Raw genomic sequence first — 14,776 nt, 5'->3', positions numbered from 1 at the left:
GCCCCGGCGTCACGCTCCGGGAGGCTTCACGATCCTGGAATAACGCGCCACGGGCTCCGGCTCCGGCGCCGCCGTCAGGTCTTCCCCGCCGACAACGCGGACCCAGGTGGCGGGCGTCATCACGTAGAGCGCGAAGCGCCCGCGGGTGGCGCCGTCCGTCGCGCTCAGCGACAGGACATGAGGCGCCGGGAGGCCATCCGACGACGTCGGGTCCGACGCTTCGGGACTGATCGGCGAGGGGTTCGCCCGAGCATCCGGGAGCCAGCCCAACTGCCATTCCGGCGGACATTGCAGGCGACGCAAGACCCGCCCCCCCGCGTCGCTGACCGTCACGGCGCCGGACTCGGCCGGCGGGGTGATGCCCAGCCACAGCACTTCACCGCCGGCGCAGGCGACCGCGATGCCGTCGCGGAATCGATGCCACGGCGCCTCCGCCCAGCTCCGCAGGACCTGGTCCCGCGACCAGCCGGACCGGCCCAGCCGGTGACAGGTGAAGCCGAACCCCGCGGCGGTCCAGCCCCCGGCGGTCATGGCCCGGGCTTGTCGCGCCGGCGCCCGAGCCGGTCCACCCACGCGTCGAGCTTCTCCGAGGACTGTTCGAAGCGTTGGAGCGTCTCTTCCACCAGACCATGGAGGCGGCGGGTCGTGTCGGGCGTGAGCCGCAATTGCGAGGCGTTGCGGCGCAGCAGCGTCGCGACCTCCTCCGGGTTGCCCATCGACCCGAGCAGATCGCCCAGCCGCCGCTTCAGATCGGCGATGCGGGCCGGCTCTCCGGTGTTCTCGGTGAGGAAGGGTGCCGCGAAGCGGGCGACGACATCGACGGCGGACTCCCGCCGGGCCTCGGCCGGCAGCGCGTGAAGGTCGTCCCACACCTTCTTGATCTGATGCGCCGAGGTCTGCATCGACATCGTGCTGCGGATCGCGCGGTCCACGTGCTCGCGCAACTGCAGCGTGAAGTCCAGGTCGCGCCGCCATTGCACGAACGCGAACGCATCGGACACCTGCAGCCAGGGCGCCCACAGGCGCTCGTCGACCGCGAGGCGACCCGACCCGCCGTCGTCCGACGGTCCGCCCATCAGGCAGTCGACCGAACGCAGCAGCAGGGGGGGCGCATGCAGCGCCGGCAGATCCGCCTCGGACTGAAGGCCGAAGATGACGCGCAGCGCCCAGAGGTCCGCATCGTCCGGCGCGTCGCGCGAGGACGTCTGCCGCAGCCAGTCCTGGAAAGCGCGCTCCAGGACCGCGTCGTCGATCCCGTCAGCCGACGCGTCGAGCGCCTCGTCCGCGCCGTTCAATCCGTCGTGCGGCAGCCGGTGCCGGGGTTGGCGCCGCCCGAGCCGCAGCGACACCAGATGCGCAGCCGCCATGGCCAGCAGCGGGTCGCCGTCCGCGTCCAGCAGCAGCTTCACCACCTCGTCCGACAGCGGCAGTCCGGTGCGCGACGCGAGTGCGGTGAAGACCTGGTCGGACAGGCCCTGCGTGCGGGCGTCGGGCGCTTCGCCCCGGCGCGTCGCGCGCAGGCGCACGTAGTAGGGATGAGGCAGTTCCGTGCCGGGCTGGGCGGCCGACGCATGCGCGGGATAGACCGCCCAGACGATCCGGCCCTTCCATTCGGGAATCGGATGACTCACCCGGCGGGAAGCGGGCCGCCCGGCCTCGTCGACATCGTCGACATCGTCGACATCGTCGGGATCGGTCTCCCGGTCCGCCTCGCCCCGCGCGGCTTCCTCGATCACGCGGGTCACGCTGAGCACGCCGGCGCCCGGCGCGGACCGGCCATCCCTCAGGTTGAACAGTTGCCAGGTCCAGAGGCCGCCCTGGGCATCCGTCAGACGGCCCTGGGCGGCGGACGGGAAGTCCATGCCGTCGCGGTCGACGGTCACCGCGCCGTCCCCGCCGTCGGCGCCGTCCGCGGCTTCCGGTTGCCACGGCCCTCTCAGCGCGATGAACTGCCCGCCCTTGCGGAACTGCCACGTGTCGCCGAGCGAGGCCAGCACCTGCGCGCCCAGGCCGAAGGCGCGGCCGCCGAAGCTCTGGTGCTCGTCGGGGACGTCCCAGTGCCAGGGACGATCGAGGATGACCTCGCGCGACAGGACCGACGGCCCCAGTTCGGCGGTCACCGTGTAGAGCCCCTGCGGCAGCGTCGCCGTCACGCGATGCATGCCGGTGGCGACACACTGGCTCGCGCCGTCCGTGACCCGGAACACCGCGCCGGTGGGGCCGGCAAGCGTCAATTCATGCGACACGGAGCTCATGGCCGTCTGCCTCGATCAGGGTCTTGCCGTCGCGACGGCGGACACGGATCCGTCGTCCAGGACCACGCTCTTGACGACGATCGTCCGGCTCCAGACGCCGGCGCCTTCGCGCAGCATGTACTTGCCCGGCAGCACCGGCGGCAGGAAGGCTTCGCCGGCAGGACCGGCCGACAGCGGACCGAGCGGCTGGAGCGCGGCGTCCATCACCTCGACGTCGGCGGCGGCCTGCCCGGCCAGGAGCGCGGCCACGTCGATCGGTCCGACGACCTGACGCTGGAACAGGACGAAGTCTTCCAGACGCGCGTGGGAGTAGGGATCGCACCATTCGACCGGGTTCTGCACATGACCCGGCTTCAACTGCGCGGCGCGGAGCGGGACGTTCTCCTTCAGGTACGCGAGCACGTCGGCGGCGGTCACGTCCGTCTTGCCGGGCTGGCCGGCGGAGCCGCTCATGGCCTCCAGCAGCACGTCGGTGAAGACGCCTCCGGTGGGCGTGTCCAGCGCCTGCTGGTTGGGCATGCAGGCCGCCACGACGAACACCGACGGCCGGTCCGTCCGCGGCGGCAGGTTCAGCAGGTTGTAGGGCGGGAAGGTGCCGGGTTGCCAGTCATTGCAGCAATCGAAGAAGCAGAGGTACTCGCGATAGACCTCGACCGCCGTCATCTGCGGCACCCAGCCGCTGGACATGAACACGTCCGGCAGGAGATTCCCATGCGTGGCGCAGAAGATGCCCGGCATGGCCGGTGCGCTCGGCGCGGACCGGCCGTGCGCGGAGGCGTACAGGAAGAGACGGTCGCGTGGGCTGGCCATGCCGGTCGCCAGCAGGTGATGCAGGGACGCCTCGACGGACCGGTAGTTCCACGAGGGCACGTTGTTGGCCGGTGGCGGCGCGGAGGGCCAGACGAACTCCTGGACGCCCATCGGCTGGGGCTGGCTGCGCAGCCAGTTGCCCACGCGGCTGCTGTCCCGCGCGGCGCCCGGGAGCGCGCGCAGCAGATGCCCGCTGATCGGGTAGTTGGCAACGCTGACGAGCAAGGCGTCTGAGGGCATGGCGGCGGTGGTGCCTTGACCGCGCGGTCAGGGATAGATCGTCTGGATGAAGGCGCGGTCGCCGGCCGACAGCCGGTCCGACGGCTTGATGGCCGGCTGGCCGTCGAGCCAGCGCGCGGGGATCGTGTAGATCATGATCGACACGAGGTCCGGCTTGCTGATCAAGACACGCGACAGGGGGTATTGCTCGAAGACGTTGTAGTCCACATCGGCCTTGGACCAATCGTTCGGCGGCGCCCCGAGATCGGCATAGACGACATCCTTCTTCCACTTCAGCTTGAGTTCGGGATGGTTGTGCTCGTGCAGCAGACCGAGGGCATGGCCGAACTCGTGCAGCACGACGCTGTCGAACTCCGACGCCGGCGTCTTCTCCGTCGCCCATCCCAGGTTCATGGTCGGGTCCGTCGAGGGCACGAGCTTGGCGTCGGTCCCGATCACGGACCAGGAGCCGCCAGCGGGGTCGAAGGCGATGCGGATATCGGCCTGGGTGGCATCGCTCACGCGCTCGAACTTCAGGTTCGCGGTGCCGCCGCCTTCGCCGGTCCATCGGCTGGCCGCCTCGACGACACGAGCCCTCAGCTTGTCGGACCCGGACAGAAATCCGATGCTGAGCGTGCGGCCTGTCTTCCAGAGGCGCTCCCTGTCCGCCATGCCCTTCGTCTGGATCGACGTCCCCTGCGCCCACCCGGGCGGCGGCATCATGTCCTTCGTGCTGCAGAACCAGTCCTCCATGAGGGACTCGATGGCGGGATCGGGCATGGCTGCTCCTCGTTGGCGACGGCGGTGAAAGAGAGACGCTGGCGGGAACGATGACAGGTCGTCCGCCCGCGCACACCCGCAATCTTGAGGATGACGATCCCGGGGGCAGCCGATACGGTCGGTGCCCGATCGACCCGTACGTCGGCAGGAGAAGCCTCGATGGCCACCTCGAAGAAGCAACCCGCAGCGAAGCCGCGCCGCGCCGCCGCCAAGAGCACCTCGGCAGTCAAGGCACCGGCGAAGCCAGCGGCGGCCAAGGCGGCAAGAACGGCCAAAGCGATCAAGGCGGCCAAGGCCGCGCCAGTGCGGAAGGCGACGCCAAAGACCGTCCCGGGTCAGCTTGCCGCCGGCGGGCCGGTGACCTTGCAGGAAGCGCGTGCGTTGGCCGCCGCGGCCAAGCCCGCGACGGCCGGCAAGGCCATGGCGATGAAGGCGATCGCCGTGCCGCAGGTGGAAGAGCGCATCCAGCTCGCCGAAGAGCGCAAGGACCGCCGCGACCGCCGGCAAGAGGACATCCAGCGCCGCGTCGACGAGTACAAGGCGACCATGCAGATCATGAAGCTGCGCACGGCGCGGGCGCCGGCCCCGGCGGGCGCGCCAAAGGCGATGAAGGCGCCGGCGAAGGCCGCCGCCGCCCCGCAGTCGGGCTTCGCGCCGCTGCAGATCCTGGCCGAAGGCGACTCCTGGTTCGACTATCCGCCGTTCTTCCTCAAGGGAGGTCTGGTGAATCGACTGGAGAAGCGGCTGGGTGTCCCGATCCTGAATCTCGCCAAGGCCGGCGACGAGGTCCGCTTCATGCTGGGCGTCGAGCAGTACCAGCTGCTTCGCAGACACCTGAAGCAGGGCTGTCCGGCGGGCGGCCCCTGGGACGCGGTGCTCTTCTCCGGCGGCGGCAACGACATCGTCGGCCTGCCGATGTCCCTCTGGATCAAGGACTGGGCCAACGGGTCCACGCCGGCGTCACGGCTGATCGCCAACCGCTTCGATGCGGCGCTGGAGCTCGTGCGCGCGGGTTATGAAGAACTGATCGCGATGCGGGACCAGCTCAGCAAAGGCACGCTGCTGGTCTTCCACGCCTACGACTTTGCGATCCCCAACGGCAAGGGCATCTGCGGCTTCGGTCCCTGGCTCAAGCCGGCGCTCGACCTGCGCAACTTCCCCACTCTCGCCACCGGCACGGAACTCGTGAAGACCATGCTGCTGCGCTTCGCCGCGATGCTGACGAGCTTGCAGCAGCAGCACGCCGACGTGTGTTTCATCAACGCGCAAGGCACCTTGCCTCCGGCGCTCAGCGCCTGGCACAACGAGCTTCACCCGTCCAGCGAAGGGTTCGACCTCCACGCCGGCCGCTTCTACTCGGAGTTGAAGCAGCGGTTTCCCAATCGCGTCGCGTGAGGATCCTTCGGGTGATGGGCCGTTGCCTGAGAGCCGCCGCGCGGCCCGTCGCCGATCGGCGTTCAGCCGAGCAGTTCGTCGAGCCGGTCGATGTAGCGCTCCGCGGGCACCTCGCGGATCGGCTGCCCGTGGTTGTAGCCGTAGCTGACGAGCGCGATCGGGCAGCCGGCCGCATGCGCGGCGCGGGCGTCGTTGCTGGAGTCGCCGATCATCCAGGTCGTCGCGGGCGCTGACCCGAGCGCCTCGCAGGTCTTGAGCAGCGGCATCGGATCGGGCTTCTTGCGCTCGAAGTCGTCGCCGCCGAAGACGCGGTCGAAGTAACCGTCGAGGTCCTTGCGCTTGAGCAGCTCCCGCGCGAACGCGGCCGGCTTGTTGGTCAGGCAGGCCATCGGCAGGCCGAGCGCCTTCAGCGCTTCCAGCCCTTCGATCACGCCGGGGAACACTTCGGCGTGCTCGCCGTTGAGCACCTCGTAGTGGCGCTGGTAGAGCGCCCAGGCCTGCTCGTAGTGCGACTGCGGCGCGCCGACCTCGGCCAGCACGCTGCGGATCAGATGCTCGCTGCCCTGCCCGATCGTGTGCTCCACGAAGTCGCGCTGGACGGCGGGCAAGGCCATGTCGGCCATCACGCGGTTCAGCACCGCGACGAAATCGCCCAGGGTGTCGACGAGCGTGCCGTCGAGGTCGAGCATGAAGGCGGTGGGAGTCGGATCGAGAACAGGCATGCCGGCATCCTAGCCGCGCCTCACGCCTTCTTCGGCGAAGCCACCTCGCCCAACGCCGCCACCTCGGCCGCGACCTCCGCCACCAGCGCCCTCAACCACCGATGCGCCGGATCGTCGCGGTATCTGACGTGCCACGCGATCTCCACCGGGAAGGTGCCGAGGTCCACCGGCGACGGCAGCACCTTCAGCCGTTTGTCCGACGCCAGCTTGCGGCAGATCTGCGCCGGCAGCGTCGCGCAGTAGTCCGTCACCGCGACGACCTCCGGCACCGCCAGGAAGTGCGTCACCGACACGGCGACTTCGCGCTTCAGGCCCTGCTTCTCCAGCGCCTGGAACAGCCCCACGCGCAGCCGGCCCGGCGGCAGCACGTTCACGTGCTTGAGCTGCTCGTACTGCTTGCGCGTCAGCTTGCGATCCACGACCGGATGTCCGCGCCGCACGATGCACGCCAGCCCGTCCTCCATCACCTTCTGCACCACGAGGTTGTCCGGCGGCTCGACCACCCGGCCCAGCACCATCGCCGTCGAACCCGAGATCACGCCCGTCTCCGCCAGGTCCGTGCCGAACGGCGTCAGCCGCACCGCCATGTTGGGCGCCCGCTGCCGCAGCCGCGCGACGATCGCCGGCACCAGCACCAGTTCGACATAGCTGTTCGGCGCGAGCGTCACCAGCTGCGTCGACTTCCCCGGATCAAAGTCCTGCTGGCCAAGGATCGCCGCATCCAGGCTGGCCAGCGCGGCGGCAATGATGGGCGCGAGTTCCTCCGCCTTCTGCGTCGGCTGCATGCCGTAGCGCTCCCGGATGAAGAGCGGATCCATCAGCATCGCCCGCAACCGCGTCAGCGCGTTGGACAGCGCCGGCTGCGTGATGCCCAGCCGCTGCGCCGCCCGGGTCACGCTGCGCTCCTCCATCACCGCCAGGAACACCGGCAGCAGGTTCAGGTCGTATCGCATCCAGCCATGTTGCCCGACGCATATCTGTTGTTCAACGGATAAATTGGATGAATGTGGCGCCGATGCCCAGACTTCGTCCTGTCATCGAGCCGCCGACACGAATCTTCCGACATCAGACGGCTCACCAAGCTCCGACTCAACGTGAAAGGAACCGTTATGTCCACCCCCACCGCCGCCTCCGATCAGAAGCTCTTCACCCCCGGCCGCATCGGCGCGATCGAGGTCCGCAACCGCGTCGCGATGGCGCCGCTGACCCGCTCCCGCGCCAGCGCGGACGGCGTGCCGTCGCCGCTGGCCGTCGAGTACTACCGCCAGCGCGCCTCCGCCGGGCTGATCGTGGCGGAGGCGACCAACATCTCCCGCCAAGGCCGCGGATATGCGTGGACGCCGGGCATCTACACGCCCGAGCAGGTCGAGGCGTGGAAGCGCGTCACCGATGCCGTGCATGCCGAGGGCGGAAAGATCGTGCTGCAGCTCTGGCACGTGGGCCGCATGTCGCATGTGAGCCTGCAGGAGGACGGCGCCGCGCCGGTCGCGCCGTCCGCCCTCCAGGCGGGCACGGTCGTCTTCACCGAGGCCGGCTTCGAGCCGCCGTCGGCGCCGCGCGCGCTGTCGCTGTCCGAGCTCCCCGGCCTGGTCGAGGACTACCGGCGGGCCGCGGTCAACGCGAAGCTCGCGGGCTTCGACGGCGTGGAGATCCACGCGGCCAACGGCTATCTGCTGGAGCAGTTCCTGCGCGACAGCACCAACCGCCGCACCGACCAATACGGGGGATCGATCGAGAACCGTGCGCGCTTCGTGCTCGAAGTCGTGGATGCCGTGACCGAAGTGTGGGGCGCGGACCGCGTCGGCCTGCGCCTGTCGCCGCTGTCGACGGCGATCGGCGACACGCCGATCGACAGCACGCCGGCCGAGACGCACGGCTACCTGGCCCGCAAGCTCGGCGAGCGGGGGCTGGCCTATCTTCACGTCGTGGAAGGTCAGCTGCATGCCGGCAACGGTGCCGATGCCTTCGACGTCGAAGCGCTGCGCTACGCCTTCGGCGGCGCCTACATCGCCAACAACGGCTACGACCGCCAGCGCGCGTTGAATGCCACGTCCTCAGGTCACGCGGACATGGTCGCCTTCGGCAAGCCCTTCATCGGGAACCCGGATCTGGTCGAGCGTCTGAAGGGCAATCTGCCGCTGTTCGACGCGCCGCAGTCGGCGTACTTCGGCGGCGGCGCGGAGGGCTACACGCAGTTCAGCGAACAAGCTGCCGCGTAAGTCTCCGTCAGTTCATGCGTGAGGCTGCTGGCCCTCACCCCTGCCCTCTCCCGCAAGCGGGAGAGGGAGTCCGGCCGGTTCGACTCGTGGCGCTGGCTCCTCTTGCTCCCTCTCCCGCTTGCGGGAGAGGGTGGGGGTGAGGGCCAGCGGCCGCGGCCGTCAGCAATCAAGAAAAGACGCCGACGGCAGTGACCAGCACCTGCGACTGCTGCTCCAGCGATTCCGCCGCTGCGGACGCCTGCTCGACCAGCGCCGCGTTCTGCTGCGTCGCCTGGTCCATCTGCGCGATGGCCTGGTTGATCTGCTCGATGCCCGCGGTCTGTTCCTGGCTGGCGCTGGAGATCTCGCCGACGATGTCGGTGACCCGCTTCACGCTGCCGACGATCTGCGACATCGTCGCGCCCGCCTGGCCGACCAGCGCGCCGCCGGCCTCGACCTTCTGCACCGAGTCGCCGATCAGCGTCTTGATCTCCTTGGCCGCCGTCGCGCTGCGCTGCGCCAGCGTGCGCACCTCCGACGCCACGACCGCGAAGCCGCGCCCCTGCTCACCGGCCCGCGCCGCTTCCACCGCCGCATTCAGCGCCAGGATGTTGGTCTGGAACGCGATCCCGTCAATCGTGCCGATGATGTCGACGATCTTGTTGGACGAGCTGCTGATCGACGCCATCGTCGCCACCACCTCGTCGACCACCTTGCCACCCTGCACCGCGATCTCGGACGCGGACATCGCCAGTTGGTTGGCCTGGCGCGCGTTGTCGGCGCTCTGCTTGACCGTGGCGGTCAGCTCTTCCATCGACGCCGCCGTCTCTTCCAGCGCGCTCGCCTGCGATTCGGTGCGCGAGGACAGGTCGCGATTGCCGGCGGCGATCTCGCCGGCGGCCGTCGCGATCGTGTCGGTGGAACCGCGGATCTGGCCGACGGTCGTCGACAGGCTGCGCTGCATGCGGTCCATCGCGGACAGCAGGCTGTCGGCGTGCGCGCCGCGCAGGTCGACCGCCACGTTCAGGTCGCCCGCGCCGATGCGGTGGACGATGTCCGCGGCATACGCCGGTTCGCCGCCCAGCTGCCGATAGATGCTGCCGGCCAGGCGCCAGCCCAGCACGCCGACCACCGCCATCAGCGCCAGGCCGATGGACAGCAGCACCACGGCGCTGCGCCAGAAGGCGTTGTCGATGTCGTCGATGTAATCACCGAAACCGATGATCCAGTCCCAGGGCTCGAAGCGGACCACCGCGTAGAGCTTCTCGACCTCGTCCTTCGTGTTGGGCCGCGTGCCCAGCGCGATCACGGTGCCGACCTTCTTGCCCTCCAGCGCGGTGCGGTAGCGCACGCCGGCTTCCTTGCCGCCCTTGGCGTCAACGATGCCGACGCGCTTCGGGTTCGGGTGGACGAGGTTGACGTCATCGCTGTAGCCGCGGACGAAGAAGTAGAGCTCGTCCTTGCGGAAGCTGCCGATGATCAGCTTCCCCTGCTTCTGCGCCTCTTCGCGGGTGATCTTGCCCGCGGTCTCCTGCTCATGCAGCTTCTCCAGCGCCGACTGCGCCAGCACGACCAGCGTGGACAACTGCGCGGTGCGCTCTTTCATCATCGTCTGGCGCAGCGTCGTCAGGGACACCGCGGCCAGGACCACCATGCCGATCAGCGCGGCAAGACACAGGAAGAGGATTCGGGTTCGGAGTTTCATGAGGACGTGTGGAAGGCTGGCGGCCGCGCGCGGCGGACGGGATGGCCCGAACGGGCCATCCGGGTTTATCGACCAGTTCCCGCGCCTGCCGAGCCCAGGCCCCGGCTAACGCACGGTGTTATCCGTCACAACCGCACGGATCGGCGTCCACAGCGTGAAACCGATTTCGGTCTTCCCGTCGGCCGACGCCGCGAAGGTCTCGCCGCCATGCATGCGGGCGACCGCGCGCACGATGGCCAGCCCAAGGCCGAAGCGGTCCCCCGCCTTCGAGCGCGAGGACTCGCCGCGCCAGAAGCGGTCGAACATGCGCCGACGGATGTCGTCGGGAATCGGATCGCCCGGGTTGATCACGACGATCTTCGCGCCGCCGGCGTCACCCGTCATGCCCTCAGCGCTGCTCACATCGCGCAAGCCCTGACCCTCCGCGGCGCGCTCGATCCGCACCGTCAGCGTCGCGCCTTCCGGTGCGTGCCGCGACGCATTGGTCAGAAGATTGACGAGCGCCCGGCGCAGCAGCGCGCGGTTGACCGGCATCCGATGATCGCCTTCGACCGCCAGCCGCTGGTGCTTCTCGTCGAGCAGGATCTCGACGAACTCGCCCACGCCCAGCGCCTCGTCGCGCAGCGACAGCTCGACCAGATCCGCCGCCGCGTCGCCCTGGTCGGCGCGCGCGAGGAACAGCATGTCGTTGATCATCGACGCCATGCCACGCAGCTCCTCGAGATGGGACTCCAGCACATCGCGCATCTCGGCCTCCGGCCGGTCCCGCGACAACACCACCTCGGCGCCGTTGATCATGATCGCCAGCGGCGTGCGCAGCTCGTGGGCGACGTTCGCGTTGAAGCCCTCGAGCTGGTGCCAGGCCTCCTCCATCCGCGACAGCACCTCGTTGAAGCGCTGCGCCAGCGGCATCAGCTCGGCGCTGTCCTCGGGCAGCGTGAGCCGGCGCGACAGCGCGCCGGGCTGGATCACGGCGGCCTCGCGCGACAGCGCCGACAACGCGCGCAGTCCGCGCCGCGTCGCCAGCCACGCCAGCGCGATCGTGCACTGCACGCCGGCCACGCCGACCATCAGGCCCGCGTCGTCGTAGGTCGACAGCATCTGCTGGCGCGGCCTCGGGTCCATCCCGATCAGCACCTGCGCATCGGGGAACACCGCGTGATCGGGCAGACGGAAATGCGCGCCGCGCAGCTCGACGCCATCCTGCCGACGCAGCCAGACCTTGTCGCCGTCGCGCTGCACCGACGGCGGCATGGGTTCCGCGCCGTACAGCAGCGCGCCGTCGCGCCCGACCAGCCACACGTTCCAGCGGAAGCGCCCGCCGACGCTCGTCGCCGCCAGGTGGCGGCGCAGCATCGGCAGATCGTCCATCGATCGCGCCTCGCCGATGAAGTGCTTCACGACCTCCGTCTTGCCGAGCAGGTCGGCGCGCTCGTCGGCGATCAGCACCTGCTCCAGCGCCTTGTGCAGCAGGAAGCCGGCCGCGGAGAACACCACCACCGCCACCAGCGCCAGCATCAGCACCAGCCGCGCGGAGATCGAGCCGAGCCGGCCCGCGCTCATCGGGACGCCTTCACGCGCACGATCGGCCGCATCAACCGCATCAACCGCATCGGCAGGAACGGCGGCACCGGGCGCCTCATGTCGAGGGCACCTCCAGCACATACCCCATGCCGCGCACGGTGCGCAGCATCTTGGTCTCGAACGGGTCGTCGACCTTGGCGCGCAGACGCCGCACCGCGACATCGACGACGTTGGTGTCGCTGTCGAAGTTCATGTCCCAGACCTGCTCCGCGAGCACGGTGCGCGACAGCACCTCGCCGCGACGCCGCATCAGCAGCGCGAGCAGCTGGAACTCCTTGTTGGTGAGTACTATGGACTGACCGCCGCGGAAGGCCTTGCGTCGCGCGAGATCCAGCTGGAGATCGCCGAGCGTGAGCATCGTTTCCGACATGCCGCCCGCGCCGGCACCCGATCCCGAGCGGACGCCGCGGCGGCGCAGCGCGGTCAGTCGCGCGAGCAGCTCCGAGAACGCGAAGGGCTTGACGAGGTAATCGTCGGCGCCCTCCTGCAGACCGTGCACGCGGTCCTCGACGCCGTCCCGCGCGGTCAGCATCAGCACGGCAACGTCCTTCTCCGCCTTGATCGCCTTCAGCACGCTGAAGCCGTCGATGCCCGGCAGCATCACATCGAGCACGATCAGGTCGTACTCGCCGTTCAGCGCCAGGTGACGACCGTCGATGCCGTCAGCCGCCACGTCGACGACGTAGCCGTTCTCCGTCAGGCCCTTGCGGAGGTAACCGGCGAGCTTCGGTTCATCTTCGACGACGAGGACACGCATGTCTGCTCCTTGATCGCCGCCGCCGGGCTCCCTGCCCGGCGGCGGCGCGTGGCGGATTATCGGCAGCAAGTCAGCGCTGGCCCTGTGCGGCCTTGACGATCAGGTCGGCCACCGCCTGCGGCTGCGACAGCAGCGAGACGTGGCTGGCGTTCAGCTCGATCGTCGCGGCGCCCATGCGCTGCGCCATGAAGCGCTGCAGCTCGGGGTTGATGGTCCGGTCCTGCGTCGACACGGCGTACCAGCTCGGCTTCACGCGCCACGCGGCGACCGTCGTCTTGCCGCTCGCCACGGCGCGGGCGAAGGGCTGCTGCACGGCGAAGTAGCTGAGCGCCTCGGCGGACGGCAGGTCCCCCGCGAAGTCCTTCAGGAAGGCGTCCTGCGACAGGCTGCCCCAGTCGCCGCTCCACTTCAGGCCGGCGGCCGCGGGGGCCGTCGGGAACTTGCGGGTCAGCGCGGGGTAGTCCTCGCCGGTGTCCGGCGCGCGCGCCGCGATGTAGACCAGGCCGCTGACCTTGGGATCGGCGCCGGCCTCGGTGATCACCATGCCGGCGTACGAGTGGCCGACCAGCAGCGTCGGGCCGTCCTGCTGCGCCAGCGCGCGCTTCACGGCGTCCGCGTCGTCCTGCAGGCTGGTCAGCGGGTTCTGCACCGAGGTCACGTGCAGGCCCTTGGCCTGCAGCAGCGGGATCACCTTGCCCCAGCTGGAGCCGTCGGCGTACAGGCCGTGCACCAGCACGACGTTGTGGACGGCGATCGGCGCGGACTTGGCCGTGACGGGCGCGGACTGCGGGGAAGGCGCGGCATCGGCCTCGGCATGCGCGGCGCCGAGGGACACGGTGGCGACGAAGGCGGTGGCCATCAACTGGCCGAGGAAGGTCTTGCGGTTCATGAGGCTCTTTCGCGTGGATCGGACGCCGCCATCGGCGTCCTGGTGATGGGGAAGATTCAGGGGAGATTCAGGGGAGATTCGGGGGGGGAGAGAGTCGCAGCGGCCCGGTGCCGACTGCTTGGAATGAACTGTAGAAACCGGGCTCCCACGCCAGACGCACAGCCACATGACAAGTTTGAAATCTTCGCGGGGAGTTGACGGCCGCCAGCCCGTGCGCCGTCGCGCGTCCCGTCTCCCTGCGGCATCCGGGCCGCCACCCCCAACTTGACAGATTGCGGACCGCCCGTGCGGGGCCTAGGCTCAACGATCCACACAGCGGGAGACCGCCATGCCCTTCGACCAAGACGCGCGCACCAGCGGCATCGCGCTGGCACTCTCGGGCGGGGGCTTCCGCGCCGTGCTGTTCCACGTCGGCGTGCTGTGGCGGCTCAATGAGCTCGGCGTGCTGGGCAGGCTGGCGCGGATCTCCAGCGTGTCCGGCGGCTCCATCGCCTCGGGGTTGCTGGCCGTGCGCTGGCCTCGGCTCGCGTTCGGCGAGGACGGCCGCTCCGCGCTCTTCGAGGCCGAGGTCGCCGCGCCGCTGCGCGAGTTCTGCGCGCGCAACATCGACGTCGCCTCGGTGCTGTCCGGCGCGTTCAATCCATTCCGCTCGGCCGGAGAAGCCGTCGCCGACGAGTACCGCAAGCGCCTGGGCCTCGACGCCTCGCTGCAGTCGCTGCCGGACGAACCGCGCTTCGTCTTCAACGCCACCAACTACGCGACCGGGGTCAGCTTCCGCTTCTCCAAGCCCTATGCGGGGGACTACCGCATCGGCCTGATCCCGAAGCCGCGCTTCGACGTGGCGACGGCGGTCGCCTGCTCCAGCGCGTTCCCGCCGGTGCTGGCGCCCATCGAGCTGGACGTGCGCCCCGAGGACTTCACGAAGGTCGACGGCGCCGATCTCTACGACCAGATCGACTACCGGCGCCGGCTGATGCTGGCCGACGGCGGCGTCTACGACAACCTGGGGCTGGAGACGGTCTGGGGCCGCTACGAGACGGTGCTGGTCAGCGACGCCGGCAAGCCCTTCGACATCGATGCGGGCATCGGCACGATGGCGCCGCGCCAGCTCATGCGCACGATGGACATCGGCCTGAACCAGGCGCTGGCGCTGCGCAAGCGCATGCTGATCGCGGCCTACGCCCGCGGCGACGCGAAGGGCGCGTTCTGGGCCATCGACACCGACATCGCCGGCTACCCGGCCACCGAAGAGGCCAAGCTGACCGTCGATCCCGCGCGTGTCGCCGACCTCGCCGCGATCCGGACCCGGCTCGACCGCTTCAAGGAGCAGGAACAGTGCGAGCTGATCAACTGGGGCTATGCGGTCAGCGACGCCGCGGTGAGATCGCGCGCACCGCATGTGGCGCTGCGGCACCAGTCGCCGGCGTGGCCGTATCCGAAGCACGCGCTGGACTGAGGGGGC

13 protein-coding genes are annotated in these 14,776 nt (G+C 69.7%); 3 read left to right on the top strand and 10 right to left on the bottom strand.

The genetic code is table 11. From position 1 onward, the window contains the following. Positions 1-9 precede the first annotated feature (9 nt). From ACQ4L4_RS24160 to ACQ4L4_RS24145, 4 genes are read right to left on the bottom strand one after another with little or no spacing between them, the layout of a single operon-like run. Positions 10-531, bottom strand: coding sequence for a hypothetical protein (locus ACQ4L4_RS24160; RefSeq protein WP_431101384.1), 522 nt, complete (start codon positions 529-531; stop codon positions 10-12). Further along, positions 528-2,255, bottom strand: coding sequence for a hypothetical protein (locus ACQ4L4_RS24155; RefSeq protein ID WP_431101383.1), 1,728 nt, complete (start codon positions 2,253-2,255; stop codon positions 528-530). The genes ACQ4L4_RS24160 and ACQ4L4_RS24155 overlap by 4 nt, the downstream gene beginning before the upstream one ends. Before the next feature lie 15 nt (positions 2,256-2,270). Further along, positions 2,271-3,305, bottom strand: coding sequence for a hypothetical protein (locus ACQ4L4_RS24150; RefSeq protein WP_431101382.1), 1,035 nt, complete (start codon positions 3,303-3,305; stop codon positions 2,271-2,273). Positions 3,306-3,332: 27 nt separating this feature from the next. Beyond that, the gene (locus tag ACQ4L4_RS24145; protein WP_431101381.1) at positions 3,333-4,064 is read right to left on the bottom strand and encodes a matrixin family metalloprotease; all 732 of its coding nucleotides are present in this window, start codon (positions 4,062-4,064) and stop codon (positions 3,333-3,335) included. Between the two features lie 159 nt (positions 4,065-4,223). Between ACQ4L4_RS24145 and ACQ4L4_RS24140 the strand changes: the two genes are divergently transcribed. After that, entirely contained in the window at positions 4,224-5,459 is a 1,236-nt protein-coding gene (locus ACQ4L4_RS24140) for a hypothetical protein (RefSeq protein WP_431101380.1), read from the top strand. A 62-nt stretch (positions 5,460-5,521) separates the two neighbouring features. Here ACQ4L4_RS24140 and gph read toward each other — a convergent pair whose 3' ends face one another. Both gph and ACQ4L4_RS24130 read right to left on the bottom strand, forming a co-directional pair. After that, the gene (gene gph, locus ACQ4L4_RS24135; protein ID WP_431101379.1) at positions 5,522-6,181 is read right to left on the bottom strand and encodes a phosphoglycolate phosphatase; all 660 of its coding nucleotides are present in this window, start codon (positions 6,179-6,181) and stop codon (positions 5,522-5,524) included. A 20-nt stretch (positions 6,182-6,201) separates the two neighbouring features. Next, on the bottom strand, positions 6,202-7,134 hold the full coding sequence (locus ACQ4L4_RS24130) for a LysR family transcriptional regulator (RefSeq protein WP_431101378.1): 933 nt from the start codon (positions 7,132-7,134) through the stop codon (positions 6,202-6,204). Between the two features lie 156 nt (positions 7,135-7,290). Between ACQ4L4_RS24130 and ACQ4L4_RS24125 the strand changes: the two genes are divergently transcribed. Continuing rightward, positions 7,291-8,400, top strand: a complete 1,110-nt coding sequence (locus ACQ4L4_RS24125) for an alkene reductase (RefSeq protein ID WP_431101377.1) — start codon at positions 7,291-7,293, stop codon at positions 8,398-8,400. A 166-nt stretch (positions 8,401-8,566) separates the two neighbouring features. On the opposite strand, the gene ACQ4L4_RS24120 is transcribed toward ACQ4L4_RS24125, so the two are convergent. From ACQ4L4_RS24120 to ACQ4L4_RS24105, 4 genes are all read right to left on the bottom strand, one after another. Then, a complete protein-coding gene (locus ACQ4L4_RS24120; RefSeq protein ID WP_431101376.1) occupies positions 8,567-10,084 on the bottom strand; it encodes a methyl-accepting chemotaxis protein in 1,518 nt (505 codons plus the stop codon). Between the two features lie 105 nt (positions 10,085-10,189). After that, complete coding sequence (locus ACQ4L4_RS24115) at positions 10,190-11,647, bottom strand: heavy metal sensor histidine kinase (RefSeq protein ID WP_431101375.1); 1,458 nt, start codon at positions 11,645-11,647, stop codon at positions 10,190-10,192. 76 nt (positions 11,648-11,723) lie between these two features. Next, the gene (locus ACQ4L4_RS24110; RefSeq protein WP_377158160.1) at positions 11,724-12,425 is read right to left on the bottom strand and encodes a heavy metal response regulator transcription factor; all 702 of its coding nucleotides are present in this window, start codon (positions 12,423-12,425) and stop codon (positions 11,724-11,726) included. A gap of 70 nt (positions 12,426-12,495) precedes the next feature. Further along, entirely contained in the window at positions 12,496-13,314 is an 819-nt protein-coding gene (locus tag ACQ4L4_RS24105) for an alpha/beta fold hydrolase (RefSeq protein ID WP_431101374.1), read from the bottom strand. A gap of 328 nt (positions 13,315-13,642) precedes the next feature. Here ACQ4L4_RS24105 and ACQ4L4_RS24100 point away from each other — a divergent pair, with 328 nt between their 5' ends. Continuing rightward, entirely contained in the window at positions 13,643-14,770 is a 1,128-nt protein-coding gene (locus ACQ4L4_RS24100; RefSeq protein WP_431101373.1) for a patatin-like phospholipase family protein, read from the top strand. Positions 14,771-14,776: the final 6 nt, after the last annotated feature.

Origin of the sequence: Roseateles noduli (genome assembly GCF_050626985.1) — a bacterium.
Taxonomy (GTDB): domain Bacteria; phylum Pseudomonadota; class Gammaproteobacteria; order Burkholderiales; family Burkholderiaceae_C; genus Roseateles; species Roseateles noduli_A.
This window is presented reverse-complemented; position numbering and strand designations above follow the sequence as displayed.